Origin of the sequence: Streptomyces sp. KL2 (assembly GCF_046529545.1) — a bacterium.
Classification (GTDB): Bacteria; Actinomycetota; Actinomycetes; order Streptomycetales; family Streptomycetaceae; genus Streptomyces; species Streptomyces radiopugnans.
In genome coordinates this window covers 2,847,718-2,864,414 of record NZ_CP127170.1, presented here as the reverse complement: position 1 = coordinate 2,864,414, position 16,697 = coordinate 2,847,718, and the positions used below count along the sequence as shown (strand labels likewise).

Genomic DNA, 16,697 nt, shown 5'->3' with positions numbered 1-16,697 from the left:
CAACCGCGGCCCCGGCCCTCAGACGTCCCGCTCGGCCGGCAGCCGCCCGGCGCGCACGGCGGCCGCCAGCTCCGCGTGGTCCCTCTCGGTACGGTCGGCGTAGGCCACCGCGAAGGCGGCCACCGCCTCGTCCAGCTCCTCCGACTTGCCGCAGTACCCCGCCAGCAGCCGCGGATCGGCGCTGTGGGAGTGCGCGCGGGCCAGCAGGGCCCCGGTCATCCGCGCGTAGTCGTCGATCTCGCCGGCGCCCAGCGCCGCCGGGTCCACGCTGCCCTTGCGGTTGCGGAACTGCCGTACCTGGTACGGCCGCCTCTCCACCGTCGTCCAGCCCAGCAGTGTGTCGGAGACCACCTGCATGTGCTGCTGCCCCAGCACCACCCGGCGCCCCTCGTGCCCCGGCTCCGGCCCGGTGATGCCCGCCAGGGCCGTGTACGGCCGCAACACCGACGGCCGCGCCTCCTTCACCTGGAGCACCAGCGGCCTGCCCCGGTGGTCCAGGAGCAGCACCACGTACGAGCGGGTGCCCACACTGCCGGTGCCCACGACCCGGAACGCCACGTCGTGGATCGCGTACCGCGCCAGCAGCGGCAGCCGGTCCTCCGGCAGCGTCCCCAGGTACTCCTCAAGCGAGGCGGCCACGGCCGCCGCCTCCGCGTCGGACACCCTGCGCAGCACCGGCGGGGCGTCCACGAAGACCCGGCCGCCGTCGGCGGTCTCCCGGGTGGACTTGGCGGCGAAGCGCGCGCTGGTGTTGCGCCGGGCCTTCTCCGCGACCCGCCGGAGGGTGCCCAGCAGGTCGTGGGCGTCGGCGTGCGAGACGAGCTCCTCGTCGGCGACGGCGTTCCAGGCGTCGGCCGCCGGCATCCCCGCCAGCAGCCGCAGGGTGTGCCGGTACGCGCCGGCCGCGTCGTACGCGGCCGCCCGGCACACGTCCTCGTCCGCCCCCGCCTCGCGCCCGGCCAGCACCAGGGAGGCGGCCAGCCGCTTGAGGTCCCATTCCCAGGGGCCGCGCACGGTCTCGTCGAAGTCGTTCAGGTCGATGGTCAGGCCGCCGCGGGCGTCGCCGTAGAGGCCGAAGTTCGCGGCGTGCGCGTCACCGCAGATCTGCGCGCCGACACCGGTGGCGGGCGTGCCGTGCGCCAGGTCGTACGCCATCAGCCCGGCGGAGCCGCGCAGGAAGGCGAAGGGCGATGCGACCATCCGGCCGATCCGGATCGGCACCAGCTCCGCGATCCGGTCCCGGTTGGACTCCTCCACGGCGGCCACCGCGTCCGGCCGCCCCGGGCTCGCGGAGAACTCCGCGTGCGCGCGCCTGGGCACCGCCTCCCGCAGCGCCCTGCCCTCCCGCTTCGGCGCCCGCGCACTTCGCCGGTCCGCGAAACCCGGCACGTACGGCAGCCGCTCGTCCACGGCCCCCACCCCCTGCGACTTACCAGCGGACGGCGGCCGGCCGGCACCGAGTGGGCCGGCCCGCGCCGACCGCGACGATCAGCGGATTCGAAGGTACCCCCGTCCCCGGCACCGGGCAGCCCCCGCGGCAGTCCGCATCGATCCGTACCGGCCCTCACCGGCCCTGAACCGCGCCCCGGCCCGAAAACGAAGCGAGCCTCTCACGGTGACCTTCGTCACCGTGAGAGGCTCGCTCTCTGTGCGCGAGGGGGGAGTTGAACCCCCACGCCCTTTCGGGCACTGGAACCTGAATCCAGCGCGTCTGCCTATTCCGCCACCCGCGCATGGGTGTTGCCGCTTCGATTCTCCCACACCTCCCGGACTGCTCTCGTCCGGTCCGGCGGGATCGCCTGGCGACACACAGAACATTAGCACGCTGTCCGGGGTGGTCTCACACCCGTATCGACCGCCCACGGTTTGGGACACTGGTCCCGTGCCACCTCTACGATCCGTGTGAGGGTTGACACCCGCGCGCGGGCCCCGGTGGGGAACCAGCCGTTCTCGCCGCGCGTGGATACGATCAGTAAGCAGTATCGAAAGGCAACGCGTCGTGTGCGACCGCGACCGGCGCACTAGAGCCGTGGGCATCGGGGAAGGAGGTGCACCGTGGGAGTTCTGAAGCGCTTCGAGCAGCGTCTCGAGGGTCTCGTCAACGGCACCTTCGCCAAGGTGTTCAAGTCCGAGGTGCAGCCCGTCGAGATCGCGGGCGCCCTCCAGCGCGAGTGCGACAACAACGCCACCATCTGGAACCGGGAGCGGACGGTCGTCCCCAACGACTTCATCGTCCAGCTCAGCGCCCCGGACTTCGAGCGCCTCAGCCCCTACGCCGGGCAGCTCGGCGACGAGCTGGCCGGCATGGTGCGCGAGTACGCCAAGCAGCAGCGCTACACGTTCATGGGCTCGGTCAAGGTCGGCCTGGAGCGGGCCGACGACCTCGACACCGGTCTGTACCGGGTGCGCAGCCGCACCCTCGCCTCCAGCACCTCCCAGCACCAGTCCCCGCACGGCGCACCGCCTCCCGGACAGGCCCCCGGCGCCCCCGGCGGTTACGGATACCCGCCCCAGCGCCCGGCCGGGCCGCCGCCCATGCCGGCCGGACCGCCCCCCGGACACGCCCCCGGCGCCCCGATGCCGCCCACCCAGACCCGCCGCTGGATCGAGATCAACGGCACCCGCCACCAGATCTCCCGCCCCACCATGGTCCTGGGCCGCTCCACCGAGACCGACGTGCGGATCGACGACCCCGGCGTCTCGCGGCGCCACTGCGAGATCCGGTCCGGAAACCCTGCGACGATCCAGGATCTGGGCTCCACAAACGGCATCGTGGTGGACGGACAGCACACCACGCGCGCTACGCTCCGCGACGGCTCACGCATCGTCGTGGGCAGCACCACGATCATTTACCGGCAAGCCGAAGGGTGAAGCGGGGGCAATGTCAGAGCTGACCCTGACGGTCATGCGGTTGGGTTTTCTCGCCGTACTGTGGCTGTTCGTCATCATGACCATGCAGGTCATCAGGAGCGACCTCTTCGGCACCCGCGTGACCCAGCGCACGGCCCGCCGCGCCGAGGCCCAGCGTCCTCCCCAGCCGCGCCAGGCCCCGCAGCAGGCGGCCCGCGGCGGGCGGCAGCGCCGCGGCGCCCCGACCAAACTGGTGGTCACCGAGGGGTCGCTCACCGGCACCACCGTCGCCCTCCAGGGCCAGACCATCACGCTCGGCCGGGCCCACGACTCGACGATCGTGCTGGACGACGACTACGCCTCCAGCCGCCACGCCAGGATCTACCCGGACCGCGACGGCCAGTGGATCGTCGAGGACCTGGGCTCCACCAACGGCACGTACCTGGACCGGACCCGGCTCACCACGCCGACGCCGATCCCGCCCGGTGCGCCGATCCGCATCGGCAAGACGGTCATCGAGCTGCGGAAGTAGTGAACGCGACCATGACGACCGGAGGGTGGGCACCGTGCGGATGTACCCGGAGCCGACGGGCGAGGTGCGCATGAGTCTGTCACTGCGCTTCGCCGCCGGATCGCACAGAGGCATGATCCGCGAGGGCAACGAGGACTCCGGTTACGCCGGTCCCCGGCTGCTCGCGATCGCCGACGGGATGGGCGGCCAGGCCGCCGGCGAGGTCGCCAGCTCGGAGGTGATCTCGATCCTCGTGCAGCTGGACGACGACGTCCCCGGCTCCGACCTGCTCACCTCGCTCGGCACCGCGGTGCAGCGCGCCAACGAGCAGCTGCGCGTCATGGTCGAGGAGGACCCCCAGCTGGAGGGCATGGGCACCACGCTCACCGCCCTGCTGTGGACGGGCCGGCGGCTCGGCCTGGTGCACGTCGGCGACTCCCGCGCGTACCTGCTGCGCGACGGCCGGCTCACCCAGATCACCCAGGACCACACCTGGGTCCAGCGCCTGGTGGACGAGGGCCGGATCACCGAGGAGGAGGCCACCACCCACCCGCAGCGCTCCCTGCTGATGCGCGCGCTGGGCAGCGGCGACCACGTGGAGCCCGACCTGTCCATCCGCGAGGTGCGGGCCGGGGACCGCTACCTGCTGTGCTCCGACGGCCTGTCCGGCGTCGTCAGCCACCAGACGATGGAGGAGACCCTCGCCGCCCACCAGGAGCCGCACGAGACCGTGCAGGAGCTGATCCAGCTCGCCCTGCGCGGCGGCGGTCCCGACAACATCACCTGCATCGTCGCGGACGTCCTGGACGTCGGCGACGACACCCTCGCCGGCCGGCTCAACGACACCCCGGTCATCGTCGGCGCCGTCGCCGAGAACCAGCAGCAGCTCGGCGACCCCGGCACCCTCCAGACCCCCGCCGCCCGCGCCGCCGAACTCGGCCGCGGCGGCGTGCCCCAGCAGCAGTCGCCCGAGGGCCCGCAGGGGAGCTTCGGCCCGCCCGGCAGCGGTGGCTCCACCCCGCCCGCCGGGGCGTTCGGCGCGTACGCCGAGGGCGACTTCGCCAAGCCCCGCAAGCGTTTCAGGTGGCTCAAGCGGATCTTCCTCGGCCTGCTCGTCCTCGGCCTGCTCGGCGGCGGCCTGTACGGCGCCCACAGGTGGACCCAGACGCAGTTCTACGTCGGGGCCGACGGCGACCGCGTCGCGATCTACCGCGGCATCAGCCAGAAGCTGGGGTGGCTGCGGCTGAGCGAGGTCGAGCGGAGCTCCTCCGTCGAACTCAAGTACCTTCCCACCTACCAGCGCAACGAGGTCGAGGCCGGCATCTCCATGGACAGCCTCGCCCAGGCGGAGGACCGGCTGGAGAAGCTGGCGGAGCAGGCCGAGGTCTGCGAGATCGTCGCCGCCCAGCGCAGGGAGAAGGAGCGCGCGGAGGCGCAGGCCGACGAGAGCGGCTCCGCCCGCGGCGGCGCCGGGGCCGGCGAGCGCTCCGAGCCGTCCGCCTCCCCCGAGGCGACCGCGTCTCCCCTCACCTCCTCCAACTCCGCCGCCACCGCCAGCACCAAGAGCCCGACCGCTCCCACCCCCGGCCCCACCCTTCCGGAGGAGCAGCAGAGGCTCGCCAAGCAGTGCACCACGTCATAGGGGGCCGCACGCCATGAGCACCAGTCACGCCACCGGGAACACCGGCAGCAACACGACGATCTCCCCCGGAGGTCTGCCCAGCCGCCGCAACACCGAGCTGGCGATGCTCGTCTTCGCCGTGCTGATCCCGGTGTTCGCCTATGCCAACGTGGGCCTGGCCGTCAACGGCGAGATGCCCGCGGGCATGCTCGGCTACGGCCTCGGCCTCGGTCTGATGGCCGGTGTCGCCCACCTCGTGGTGCGCAGGTTCGCGCCGTACGCCGATCCGCTGATGCTGCCGATCGCCACGCTCCTCAACGGGCTGGGCCTGGTCCTGATCTGGCGGCTCGACCAGTCGGAGAGACTCGCCCTGCGCGGGGACGCGATCGCCGCGCCCAACCAGCTCATGTGGTCCGCGCTGGGGATAGCGCTCTTCCTGGCGGTGCTGGTCTTCCTCAAGGACCACCGCATCCTGCAGCGCTACACCTACATCTCCATGGTCGTCGCGCTGATCCTGCTGATCCTGCCGATGTTCTTCCCGGCGGTCTACGGCGCGAAGATCTGGATCACCATCGGCGGGATGTCCATCCAGCCCGGCGAGTTCGCCAAGATCATCATCGCGGTCTTCTTCGCCGGCTACCTGATGGTCAAGCGGGACGCCCTGGCGCTGGCCAGCCGCCGCTTCCTGGGCCTGTACCTGCCGCGCGGCCGCGACCTCGGCCCGATCCTGGTGATCTGGGCCCTGAGCGTGCTCATCCTGGTCTTCGAGACCGACCTGGGCACCTCGCTGCTCTTCTTCGGCCTCTTCGTGGTGATGCTGTACGTGGCCACCGAGCGCACCAGCTGGATCCTGTTCGGCCTCACCCTGGCCGTCGTCGGCGCGGTGGCCGTGGCCAGCTTCGAGTCCCATGTGCAGAGCCGCGTCGAGGACTGGCTCGACCCGTTCGCCCACGTCCGCGAGACCGGTGAGCGCACCCAGCCCGCGGAGGCGATGTGGGCCTTCGGCGCGGGGGGCATCCTCGGCACCGGGTTGGGCCAGGGCAACTCCGACCTGATCGGCTTCGCCGCCAAGAGCGACTACATCTTCGCCACCGTCGGCGAGGAACTGGGGCTGACCGGCGTCATGGCGATACTGCTGCTGTACGGCCTGCTGGTCGAGCGGGGCATCCGCACCGCCCTGGCCGCCCGCGACCCGTTCGGCAAGCTGCTGGCCGTCGGGCTGTCCGCGGCCTTCGCCATCCAGGTCTTCGTGGTGGCCGGCGGCGTGATGGCGCTGATCCCGCTGACCGGTATGACCATGCCCTTCATGGCACAGGGCGGCTCGTCGGTCATCTCCAACTGGGCGCTGGTCGCGATCCTGCTCAAGATCAGCGATACCGCCCGGCGTCCCGCCCCCACTCCCGCGCCCTCACCCGATGTCGAGATGACCCAGGTGGTCCGATCGTGAACAAGCCCCTGCGCCGTGTCGCCATCTTCTGCGGTCTGCTGATGGTCGCCCTGATGGTCCGCAGCAACTGGATCCAGTTCGCCCAGGCCGACGAGTTGCAGAGCGACAAGCACAACCGCCGCGTCGCCATCGAGCGCTACGGCCAGCCGCGCGGCAACATCATCGTCGACGGCAAGGCCATCACCGGCTCCAAGGAGACCGAGGGCACCGACTTCAAGTACAAGCGGACGTACAAGAACGGCGAGATGTGGGCCCCGGTGACCGGTTACGCCTCCCAGGCCTTCGACGCCACCCAGCTCGAGTCCATCTACGACGGCATCCTCACCGGCGACGACGACCGGCTGTTCTTCAACCGCACCATCGACATGTTCACCGGCAAGGATCAGAAGGGCGGCAACGTCGTCACGACGCTGGACGCCAAGGTCCAGAAGGCCGGCTTCGAGGCGATGGGCGACAAGAAGGGCGCCGCCGTCGCGATCAACCCCGAGACGGGCGCGATCCTGGGCCTGGTCAGCACTCCCTCCTACGACCCGTCCTCCTTCGCGGGGAACTCCTCCAAGGACGCGGAGAAGTGGAACCTCCTGCTGAAGGACGAGGACGAGCCGATGCTCAACCGGGCGCTGCGCCAGACCTACCCGCCCGGCTCGACGTTCAAGGTCGTCACCGCCGCCGCGGCGCTGGAGAGCGGCATGTACGACATCGACGAGAAGACCGACACCCCGGATCCGTACCGGCTGCCGCAGAGCACCACCGACCTGGGCAACGACGGCAACCACCCCTGCGAGAACGCCTCGCTGCGGGTGGCCATGCAGTGGTCCTGCAACACCGTCTTCGCCAAGATCAGCGACGAGCTCGGCAACGAGAAGATGATCGAGTACTCCGAGCGGTTCGGCTTCAACCAGGAGCACTTCGTCCCGGTCCGTGCCGCCGAGTCCGTTTACCCCGAGGACAACCGGCCGCAGAACGCCATGGCCGGCATCGGCCAGGCGTCCAACCGCGCCACCCCGCTCCAGATGGCCATGGTGGCCGCCGCCGTCGCCAACGACGGCAAGATGATGGAGCCGTACATGATGGACCAGCTCATTGCGCCGGGCCTCAACGTCGTCGAGGAGCACAAGCCCAGGGAGCTGGGCGAGGTCGCCTCGGCGGAGAACGCCCAGAAGCTCCAGCAGATGATGGAGACGGTCGTCGAGAAGGGCACGGGAACCCCCGCGCAGATCGACGGCGTCACAGTGGGCGGCAAGACCGGTACCGCGCAGCACGGCGAGAACAACGAGGAGAACCCGTACGCCTGGTTCATCTCGTACGCCAAGACCTCCGACGGCTCGACCCCGATCGCCGTCGCGGTCGTCATCGAGAGCGCCGACGTCCTCCGGGACGACATCGCGGGCAGCAAGCTGGCCGCCCCGGTGGCCAAGGCCATGATGGAGGCGGCTCTCGACGGCAGGAGGTGACCGGGGAGCACCGGTCACGCCGGCGGTCACGCCATCGGTCGCGTCCCGGCCTGCCACACGGTCCGGGTACCGTATGCCGAGCAGCACCGCCGGACCGCGCAGGGAGACGGTCAGGACGCACGGAGAGGGCTGGAGACTATGGAAGAGCCGCGTCGCCTCGGCGGCCGGTACGAGCTGGGCTCGGTGCTCGGCCGGGGTGGTATGGCCGAGGTCTACCTCGCCCACGACACCCGCCTGGGCCGCACCGTCGCGGTGAAGACCCTCCGGGTGGACCTCGCGCGCGACCCCACGTTCCAGGCCCGCTTCCGCCGTGAGGCACAGTCCGCCGCCTCCCTCAACCACCCGGCGATCGTCGCCGTCTACGACACCGGCGAGGACTACGTCGACGGGATCTCCATCCCGTACATCGTCATGGAGTACGTGGACGGCTCGACCCTGCGCGAGCTGCTGCACTCCGGGCGCAAGCTGCTGCCCGAGCGCTCCCTGGAGATGTGCGTCGGCATCCTCCAGGCGCTGGAGTACTCGCACCGCAACGGCATCGTCCACCGCGACATCAAGCCCGCGAACGTCATGCTGACGCGCAGCGGGCAGGTCAAGGTGATGGACTTCGGCATCGCCCGCGCCATGGGCGACTCCGGCATGACCATGACCCAGACCGCCGCCGTCATCGGCACCGCCCAGTACCTCTCCCCGGAGCAGGCCAAGGGCGAGACGGTCGACGCCCGCTCCGACCTGTACTCCACCGGCTGCCTGCTGTACGAGCTGCTGACGGTCAGACCCCCGTTCGTCGGGGACTCCCCCGTCGCGGTGGCGTACCAGCACGTGCGCGAGGAGCCGCAGCCGCCCAGCTCCTTCGATCCCGAGATCACTCCAGAGATGGACGCCATCGTCCTCAAGGCGCTGGTGAAGGATCCGGACTACCGGTACCAGTCCGCCGACGAGATGCGCGCCGACATCGAGGCGGCCCTCGACGGCCAGCCGGTCGGCGCCGCGGCCGCCATGGGGGCGGCCGCCTACGGCACGGGCGGCTACCACCCCGACGACCAGCCCACCACCGCGCTGCGCGCCGCGGCCCCGGCGTCCGCGCAGACGTCGATGCTGCCGCCGACGCGCGACGACGACGGCGGCTACGGCTACGACGAGCGGCCCGACCGGCGGCGCGGCGGCGGGAGCCGCAACCGGCTGTCCACGATCCTGCTGGTCCTCGGCGGCATCCTGGTGCTGGTCGGCGCGATCTTCATCGGAAAGGTGATCTTCAGCCCCACCGACAACAACCCGGAGGTGCCGAACCTGATCGGGAGCACCTTCGAGGAGGCCGAGCAGAAGGCGGTCAACTCCAGACTCAAGGTCGCCAAGGGCGCCAGCGAGTTCTGCGAGGAGAAGAAGGGCACCGTCTGCAAGACCGATCCGGTGGCCGGCACCGAGGTCGAGGAGGGTGAGACGATCACCCTGATCATGTCCAAGGGCCCCAGCGAGGTCGAGGTCCCGGACGTCGTCGGCGAGGCCGCGGACGACGCCGAGCAGGAGCTGAAGGACGCGGGCTTCGAGGTCAAGCGCGAGACCGAGGTCTCGGAGCAGCCGGCCGGCACCGTCACCGAGCAGGATCCGGCGAGCGGCGAGAAGGCCAAGCCGGGCGCCACCGTCACCATCACGGTGGCCCGGGAGGACGAGCGGCCGACCGTGCCGCCCGTCGTGGGGCAGGACTTCGAGTCCGCGAAGAGCCAGCTGGAGAATCTGGGCTTCGTCGTCGAGCGGGCCGAGCAGGAGAACGGGGAGAAGCCTCCGAACACCGTGCTCCAGCAGAGCCTGCCCGCCAACCAGAAGGCCGAGGCCGGTTCCACCATCACCCTGATCGTGGCCAAGGCGCCCGCGGAGGAGCAGGTGGCCGTCCCCGGCATCCCGGCGGGGACACCGCTCAAGGACGCCCGCAAGACGCTCCAGGACGCCGGCTTCAACGTCGCCGTGTCGGGCCCCGACGACGGCAACGCCGTCGTCCTCACCACCGACCCGCCCGCCGGCACCCAGCTCAAGAAGGGCGACACGGTCACCGTGCGCACCTTCGGCGGCGGAGACGGCGGGAACGGGGGCAGGGGCGGGAACGGCGGGCCGGGCGGCGGTTTCATCGAGGGGATGACCGGCGGGGACGACTGATCCCGCCGGGCGCCCACCGCCCGTGGCCCGCACGCGGGGCCCCGTACTCAGGTCCCCGCACACAGCGCACGCCCGAGGGCCCCGACCGGAAGCGACCGGTCGGGGCCCTCGGGCGTTCCGTGTCCGTTCCCCGGGCGGACCGGCGGGCAGCAGGCGGTGGTACGCGCGGCGGCCCGCGTGCGCGGGCCGCCGGGTACCGCCCGTCGCGTGCGCCGGTCAGCGCGTGCCGGTCAGCGCAGCTCCTCGGGCGGGGTGCGCTGCTCGTCCACCTTCTCGGTGCGCACCAGCTCGCCCCACACGATGTAGCGGTAGTCGGAGGTGAGGATGGGGGTGCAGGTCGTCAGGGTGATGTACCGCCCGGCCTTCTTCTTCCCGGACTCCTCGGGTACGTCCGCCAGCACGCCGACGTTGTACTTGGAGGTCTTGGGGAGCATCTCGTAGACCTTGTAGACGTACCAGGTGTCCTCGGTCTCCACCACGATCGGGTCGCCCTTGGCGATCTTGTGGATGTCGTGGAACTTGGCGCCGTGGCCGTCGCGGTGCGCGGCCAGCGAGAAGTTGCCCTTGCCCTCCCACGGCGGGGTGGCCTCCACGGGGTCGGTGTAGTAGCCGGCGACGCCCTTGTTCAGCTTCTCGGTGTCGGTGCCCTTCTTGATCAGCACCTCGCCGCCCATCGAGGGCACATGGAGGAAGCCGACGCCGTCCCCGCCCTCGTACTCCTTCTTCCCCTCGCCCGCAGGCCCGTCCTTCGCCCAGCTCTCGCGCACCTCGTTGCCGTCGCGCTCGGCCTCGCGGTTGGCGAGCACGTTCGTCCACCACAGCGAGTAGGCGACGAAGAGGCCCAGCACCACACCGGTGGTGATCAGCAGCTCGCCCAGAAGGCTGACGACGGCGGCGAGCCGCGGGCGCCCGCGGCGGGGTGCGGGAGGCGGATCCGTCCGCGCACCGTTGTCCTGGTCGATCACTGCCACCCGACGCACCGCCCGTTCCCCTCCGCAGTTCCTGCGCGCAGGCTATCGGACGAGGGCGTCCGGCTTCCCCTCGCTGCGCGGGCGCTCCTCGGCCAGCTTCCCCCAGACGATCATCCGGTACTTCGAGGTGAACTCGGGCGTGCAGGTGGTCAGGGTGATGTACCGCCCGGGCCCGGTGAACCCCGATCCCTTGGGGACGGGGTCGATGACACTGACGTTCGACGGCAGGGTGGAGTCGAGGCGGTTGGCCATCTCGTAGACGTAGTAGGTGTCCTTGGTCTCCACCACGATCGGGTCGCCCGGGTCGAGCTTGTTGATGTAGCGGAACGGCTCGCCGTGGGTGTTGCGGTGCCCGGCCACCGCGAAGTTGCCCTCCTCGTCCCAGGGCATCGCCGTCTTCAGGGGCTCCTCGCCGTAGTGGCCGACCATGCCCCGGTCGAGGACGCCGTCCTCGTCCACGCCCTCGGCGACGGGCACCTTCACGTCCAGCTTGGGGATGTGCATGATCGCGAACCCCTGGCCGGCGGAGAACGCCCCGGGGTCGCGGTTCTCGTCCCCCTTCTCGCCCCACTGCTGCTCCAGCTTCTTCGCCTCGTCGCCCGCGTGGCGGTCGGCGATCACGTTCGTCCACCACAGCTGGTAGGACACGAACAGCAGCATCACCACGCCGAGTGTGATGAACAGCTCTCCGACGACCCGGCTGGCGACCACCATCGGGCTCTCCCGGCTCGCCCGCTGGGCCCGCCGCCGCGCGACGCGACCACCGGGCCGGGGTGCAGCACCGGCCGCCGGCGCGGAATCGGAGGCGGGTGCGGGGGATTCCTCGCGCGGGGCCGGGTCTACGGTCTCCACCCGGCGCAGCGCCATCGTCTCGTCCGCCGGGAGGTGCGTCTGCCGGAGCGCCATGGTCCGGTCGTCGAGGGCGGGCTCGTGCGCGGATGCCGGTGCGGGGGCGGGGGCGGGGGCGGGAGCCGGGGCGGCCGGTCGGTACGCCTCCGCGTAAGGCTCCGCACGGGGCTCCGCGTACGGCCGGGCATGCGGCTGGGCATGCGGCTGGGCGTAGGGCGCGTACCGCGGCGCGTACGCCTCCGGCCGCTCCTCCCCCCGCACCGGCTCCTGTCCCGGCAGCGGGTCGTTCAGCGGGTCGGCGAGCCGTCCCACCGCGGCCTCGAAGGCCTGCTGCTCGGCCTGCTCCGCATAGGCGTCGGCATAGGCGTCGGCGTGGGTGTCGGCACGGGCGTCGGCGGGCGGGCCGGCCCGGTGGCGCCCGGTGAGCGGGTCACCCCCGTAGGTGCCCTCCGGACGCAGGGCCGTCACGCCCCGACCACGGGGGCCAACCCCCGCGAGCGCTCCACGGCGCCGGTGTCACCGCACTCCGCGAGCCAGTTGGCGAGCATCAGGTGGCCCCACTCGGTGAGCACCGACTCGGGGTGGAACTGCACTCCCTCCACCGGCAGTTCGCGGTGGCGCAGCCCCATGACGACGCCCGTCTCCGTCCACGCGGTGACCTCCAGCTCCGCCGGGACGGTGGCGGGCTCGACGGCGAGCGAGTGGTACCGGGTGGCGGTGAAGGGGGAGGGCAGCCCGGCGAAGACACCGCCGTCGCCGTGGCTGACCAGCGAGGTCTTGCCGTGCAGCAGCTCCGGCGCCCGGTCCACCACGCCGCCGTACGCCACGGCCATGGACTGCATGCCCAGGCAGACGCCGAAGACCGGCACACCGGTCGCGGCGCAGTGCCGGACCATCTCGACGCAGACCCCGGCCTCCTCGGGCGTGCCCGGCCCGGGGGAGAGCAGCACCCCGTCGAAGGAGTCCCGCGCGTGCTCGGGGCGGACCTCGTCGTTGCGGAGCACCTCGCACTCGGCGCCGAGCTGGTAGAGGTACTGGACGAGGTTGAAGACGAAGCTGTCGTAGTTGTCGACGACCAGGATGCGCGCGCTCATCGTGCCTGCCCCGATCCGGCGCGGCCCTCGTCGACCGTCACGTCGCTGAACGGGAGCAGGGGCTCCGCCCAGGGGAAGACGTACTGGAAGAGCACGTAGACAACCGTCAGGGCCAGTACGAACGAGAGCAGCGCCCGTACGAGCGTGTTGCCCGGCAGATGCCGCCAGATCCAGCCGTACATGCCGTGTAGCCGTCCCTTCTGTTACTCGCGCAACCAGAGTACGGGTACGCGGGCCCGACGGGAGGCACAAGTCCCGCAATGCGTCACAGGCCACCCCGGGTTCAGCCGCCGGCCGCCTCGCCCACCGGTGTGCTCCGGGACAGGTCGACCGCGCCCGAGTAGCCGGGGAGGGTCACCTCGTCGTGTTCGTCGACCGACCAGCCCAGACCGTAGGCGTCGACGTACTCCCGGTAGTTGCGGACGGCGGGCGCGGCGTCCAGCGCCTCGCGCATCCGGTCGGGGTCGCCGACGGCGGTGACGGTGTACGGCGGGGAGTACAGGCGGCCCTGGAGGATGAGGGTGTTGCCCACGCAGCGCACCGCGCTGGTGGAGATCAGCCGCTGGTCCATGACCTTCACGCCCTCGGCCCCACCCGCCCACAGCGCGTTGACCACGGCCTGGAGGTCCTGCTGGTGGACGACGAGGTCGTTGGGCTGGGGCTCGGGGATGCCGGGCATGCGGGCGGTGGCGTCGGGCGGGGCGTCGTCGAGTGTGACGGTGAGACCGGATCCGGAGAGCTTCCTGGTCCCCGCGGTCCGCTCCAGCTCCTCGAAGGCGCGCTTCTCGGTCTCCGTGCCGCCGCTGTCGCGCCGGGCGAGGGCGTCGACCTCGCGGCGCAGGGCGCCCACGGACTCGTTCAGCGCCTCGATGTCGTCGCTGCGGTCCTCGATGAGGTCGGACAGGCGCAGCATCGAGTCGTCGGTGCGCAGATCGGTGCCCTGCGCGGTGTTGAAGCTGACCCAGAAGAGGAAGCCCGCGAGGGCGAAGACGCCCGCCGTGGCGAGCCGCACGGGCCGGAAGCGGGAATCGGTCACCTTACCCTTGTCTCCTTCCAGCACGCGGAAGTACTACGCTAACGGAATCAGGGATCGTCCCCTCCCCGGCCTCCCTCCGGATCCCGAACCGGACGCCGACCGGGGGGAGGGCCACCACGGACAGGCCCTCGCGGTCACGCAGCGCATCGACAGGAGAGTCCCTCGTGCCGAAGTCACGGATCCGCAAGAAGGACGAGTTCACGCCGCCGCCGGCGAAGCAGGCCACGAACATCAGCCTCGCCTCGGGGCGGAGCTGGGTCGCACCGCTGATGCTGGCGCTGTTCCTGATCGGGCTCGCATGGATCGTCGTCTTCTACGTGACGACGGGCGACCTGCCGGTCCAGTCGATCGGCAACTGGAACATCGTGGTGGGCTTCGGCTTCATCGCGGCGGGGTTCGTCGTCTCCACGCAGTGGAAGTAGCCGCAGCCACGGCCTCGGCACCGCCGCAACACCACCGGACCCCGGCCGCACCCCGGTCACGACCCTGCCGGGCACGGCCCGCGGCAGCGTTATCCACAGGTCTTCCACAGCCCTGGGAAAACTTCAGAAGATCTGTGGATAACTTTTCCAGCCTGTCTGTCGTTATGACCGGTGACCCTCGGTAGACGAAGGGCCCAGCCCCCCGTCTCCCTGGGAAAACACGCGTGCACACGGCCGCGACGGCCCGCGTCGACGGCCACCCACACCATGCACAGGATCGGTCACCTGCTGTGGATAACCTCTGGCCACAGCTCTGCGCGCAGCGGTCGGTGGCCGGCGATCAGCGGCCGAGCAGCTCCACCGTACGGGCCACGCAGACGACCGCGATCACCAGCAGCACCGCGGCCATGGTCCCGTACTGCACCAGCGCGCGCCGGGCGCGCGGGGCGTAGACCATCGCGTAGGCGATGACCGCTCCCACCACCAGGCCGCCGATGTGGGCCTCCCAGGCGATGTTCGGAAGCCTGAAGGTGATGAACAGGTTGATCACCAGCAGCACCAGGATGGGACGCATGTCGTACCGCATCCGCCGCACCAGCACGGCGGTTGCGCCGAACAGCCCGTAGATCGCGCCCGAGGCGCCCAGCGACTCCTGGTTCTGTGCGGCGAGCAGATACGTCAGGGCGCTGCCGCCCAGCGCGGACAGCAGGTACAGCGCCAGGAACCGCCAGCGGCCCAGCGCCGCCTCCAGCTGCGGGCCGAGCCACCACAGCGCCAGCATGTTGAAGCCGATGTGCCAGATCTCCTGGTGCAGGAAGGCTGAGGTCAGCATGCGGTGCCACTCGCCGTCCGCGACTCCGACCCAGTCGGCCGCCGCCGGATCGTAGGCGTAGCCCAGCATCGTCAGCGCGCCGAGCAGCGAGCGGTCGTCGGCCGCGAGCACCGCGAAGAACACCACCACGTTGATCCCCAGCAGCACCTTGGTGACCAGGCGCTGGTCGGCGGCGACGGTGCCGCCCGCCAGGGTGCGCGGCCGGGCGTCGCCCGCGGCGCGGCCCGTACCGGAGCCGCCGCGCACGCACTCGGGGCACTGGTAGCCGACCGAGGCGGGGATCATGCACTCGGGGCAGATCGGCCGGTCGCAGCGGGCACAGGAGATACCGGTCTCCCGGTCCGGGTGACGGTAGCAGCGCGGCATCGCCGGCCGCGCCCCGTCCTGCTGGTCCTCCATGGCCACCTCAACGCCCCCTCACGACGGACACGGCACGCCCCGCCCACGGGCTGGCATACCCACACGGACGGAGAACACCGCCCTCTCCGTCCTACGGACGGACAGGGCGGCGGGTTCCCGCAGGGCGGCCCGGCCGCGCGGCGTGCGCGAGGCCGGGCCTCTCGGCGCCCGGCGCCTGCCGGCACCTCTCAGCGCCTCTCAGCGCTTCTCAGCGCTTCTCAGCGCTTCTCAGCGCTTCTCAGCGCTTCTCAGCGCTTCTCGATGATCACCGACTCGATCACGACGTCCTGCAGCGGACGGTCGGTGCGCTGGTTGGTCGGGGTGGTCGCGATGGCGTCCACGACCCGCCGGCCCGCCTCGTCGGCGACCTCGCCGAAGATGGTGTGCTTGCCGGTCAGCCATGCCGTCGGGGAGACGGTGATGAAGAACTGCGACCCGTTGGTGCCCGGGCCGGCGTTGGCCATCGCCAGCAGGTACGGCTTGTTGAAGGCCAGGTCCGGGTGGAACTCGTCACCGAACTCGTAACCCGGGCCGCCGGTGCCGTTGCCCAGCGGGTCGCCGCCCTGGATCATGAAGCCGCTGATCACCCGGTGGAAGACCGTGCCGTCGTACAGCCGGTCCGTGGACTTCTTCCCGGTGGCCGGGTGGGTCCACTCGCGCTTCCCCTCGGCGAGCTCGACGAAGTTCTTGACCGTCTTCGGGGCATGGTCCGGGAAGAGCCGGATGGTGATGTCGCCCTGGTTGGTCTTCAGGGTGGCGTAGAGCTGCTCGGCCACGGTCTACCTTCCATCTGCGCTTTCGGAACCCCCCGATCCTCGCACAGCCGCACCCCCGGCGCCGTGCGGCGGGGGTGCGGCCGAACGGGTCGCGGGGCCCCGCGGGCCGCATGGGCCGGAGGAATCCCAGGAACGCGGGACGACGGGAACGGCGCGGAGGGAGCGGACGCGGGAAACGACGCGAACAGCGGGAACAGCGGGAACAGCAGAAACGGCACGAACGGCGTGAAGGGCGCGAACGGCAGAAATACGCCATAGCCCGTATGCCCGTTGAGACATGCCTC

The 16,697-nt window shown here is 71.2% G+C and carries 15 protein-coding genes and 1 tRNA gene; 7 read left to right on the top strand and 9 right to left on the bottom strand.

Annotation, left to right across the window (positions count from 1 at the left end):
* Positions 1 to 18 precede the first annotated feature (18 nt).
* The gene (locus tag QPK52_RS12960; RefSeq protein WP_410537620.1) at positions 19 to 1,419 is read right to left on the bottom strand and encodes a DUF2252 domain-containing protein; all 1,401 of its coding nucleotides are present in this window, start codon (positions 1,417 to 1,419) and stop codon (positions 19 to 21) included.
* A gap of 230 nt (positions 1,420 to 1,649) precedes the next feature.
* Positions 1,650 to 1,733, bottom strand: a tRNA-Leu gene (locus QPK52_RS12955).
* A 322-nt stretch (positions 1,734 to 2,055) separates the two neighbouring features.
* On the opposite strand from QPK52_RS12955, the gene QPK52_RS12950 reads away from it, so the two are divergent.
* From QPK52_RS12950 to pknB, 6 genes are all read left to right on the top strand, one after another.
* The gene (locus tag QPK52_RS12950) at positions 2,056 to 2,871 is read left to right on the top strand and encodes an FhaA domain-containing protein (protein WP_410537619.1); all 816 of its coding nucleotides are present in this window, start codon (positions 2,056 to 2,058) and stop codon (positions 2,869 to 2,871) included.
* 10 nt (positions 2,872 to 2,881) lie between these two features.
* Positions 2,882 to 3,382, top strand: a complete 501-nt coding sequence (locus QPK52_RS12945) for an FHA domain-containing protein (protein ID WP_093657085.1) — start codon at positions 2,882 to 2,884, stop codon at positions 3,380 to 3,382.
* 70 nt (positions 3,383 to 3,452) lie between these two features.
* A complete protein-coding gene (locus QPK52_RS12940) occupies positions 3,453 to 5,003 on the top strand; it encodes a Stp1/IreP family PP2C-type Ser/Thr phosphatase (RefSeq protein WP_410537618.1) in 1,551 nt (516 codons plus the stop codon).
* A 13-nt stretch (positions 5,004 to 5,016) separates the two neighbouring features.
* On the top strand, positions 5,017 to 6,429 hold the full coding sequence (locus tag QPK52_RS12935) for an FtsW/RodA/SpoVE family cell cycle protein (RefSeq protein ID WP_410537616.1): 1,413 nt from the start codon (positions 5,017 to 5,019) through the stop codon (positions 6,427 to 6,429).
* Positions 6,426 to 7,883 (top strand): peptidoglycan D,D-transpeptidase FtsI family protein, encoded by a 1,458-nt coding sequence (locus tag QPK52_RS12930; protein WP_410537615.1) that lies wholly within the window; start codon positions 6,426 to 6,428, stop codon positions 7,881 to 7,883. Before QPK52_RS12935 ends, QPK52_RS12930 begins: the two co-directional genes overlap by 4 nt.
* A 138-nt stretch (positions 7,884 to 8,021) precedes the next feature.
* Complete coding sequence (gene pknB / locus QPK52_RS12925) at positions 8,022 to 10,034, top strand: Stk1 family PASTA domain-containing Ser/Thr kinase (RefSeq protein ID WP_410537614.1); 2,013 nt, start codon at positions 8,022 to 8,024, stop codon at positions 10,032 to 10,034.
* 230 nt (positions 10,035 to 10,264) lie between these two features.
* Here the strand turns inward: pknB and QPK52_RS12920 are convergent, their stop codons facing one another.
* The 5 genes from QPK52_RS12920 to QPK52_RS12900 form a co-directional block, all read right to left on the bottom strand.
* Entirely contained in the window at positions 10,265 to 11,005 is a 741-nt protein-coding gene (locus tag QPK52_RS12920) for a class E sortase (RefSeq protein WP_410537613.1), read from the bottom strand.
* A gap of 42 nt (positions 11,006 to 11,047) precedes the next feature.
* Positions 11,048 to 12,166 (bottom strand): class E sortase, encoded by a 1,119-nt coding sequence (locus tag QPK52_RS12915; RefSeq protein WP_410540317.1) that lies wholly within the window; start codon positions 12,164 to 12,166, stop codon positions 11,048 to 11,050.
* A gap of 152 nt (positions 12,167 to 12,318) precedes the next feature.
* Positions 12,319 to 12,948, bottom strand: a complete 630-nt coding sequence (locus QPK52_RS12910) for an aminodeoxychorismate/anthranilate synthase component II (RefSeq protein WP_410537612.1) — start codon at positions 12,946 to 12,948, stop codon at positions 12,319 to 12,321.
* Positions 12,945 to 13,130, bottom strand: coding sequence for a hypothetical protein (locus QPK52_RS12905; RefSeq protein ID WP_410537611.1), 186 nt, complete (start codon positions 13,128 to 13,130; stop codon positions 12,945 to 12,947). Before QPK52_RS12905 ends, QPK52_RS12910 begins: the two co-directional genes overlap by 4 nt.
* Positions 13,131 to 13,231: 101 nt before the next feature.
* Positions 13,232 to 13,984, bottom strand: coding sequence for a DUF881 domain-containing protein (locus QPK52_RS12900; RefSeq protein WP_410537610.1), 753 nt, complete (start codon positions 13,982 to 13,984; stop codon positions 13,232 to 13,234).
* Between the two features lie 164 nt (positions 13,985 to 14,148).
* Here QPK52_RS12900 and crgA point away from each other — a divergent pair, with 164 nt between their 5' ends.
* The gene (crgA, locus tag QPK52_RS12895; RefSeq protein ID WP_093657101.1) at positions 14,149 to 14,406 is read left to right on the top strand and encodes a cell division protein CrgA; all 258 of its coding nucleotides are present in this window, start codon (positions 14,149 to 14,151) and stop codon (positions 14,404 to 14,406) included.
* A gap of 340 nt (positions 14,407 to 14,746) precedes the next feature.
* Here the strand turns inward: crgA and QPK52_RS12890 are convergent, their stop codons facing one another.
* Positions 14,747 to 15,637, bottom strand: a complete 891-nt coding sequence (locus tag QPK52_RS12890; protein WP_410537609.1) for a rhomboid family intramembrane serine protease — start codon at positions 15,635 to 15,637, stop codon at positions 14,747 to 14,749.
* 248 nt (positions 15,638 to 15,885) lie between these two features.
* On the bottom strand, positions 15,886 to 16,413 hold the full coding sequence (locus tag QPK52_RS12885) for a peptidylprolyl isomerase (protein ID WP_410537608.1): 528 nt from the start codon (positions 16,411 to 16,413) through the stop codon (positions 15,886 to 15,888).
* Positions 16,414 to 16,697: the final 284 nt, after the last annotated feature.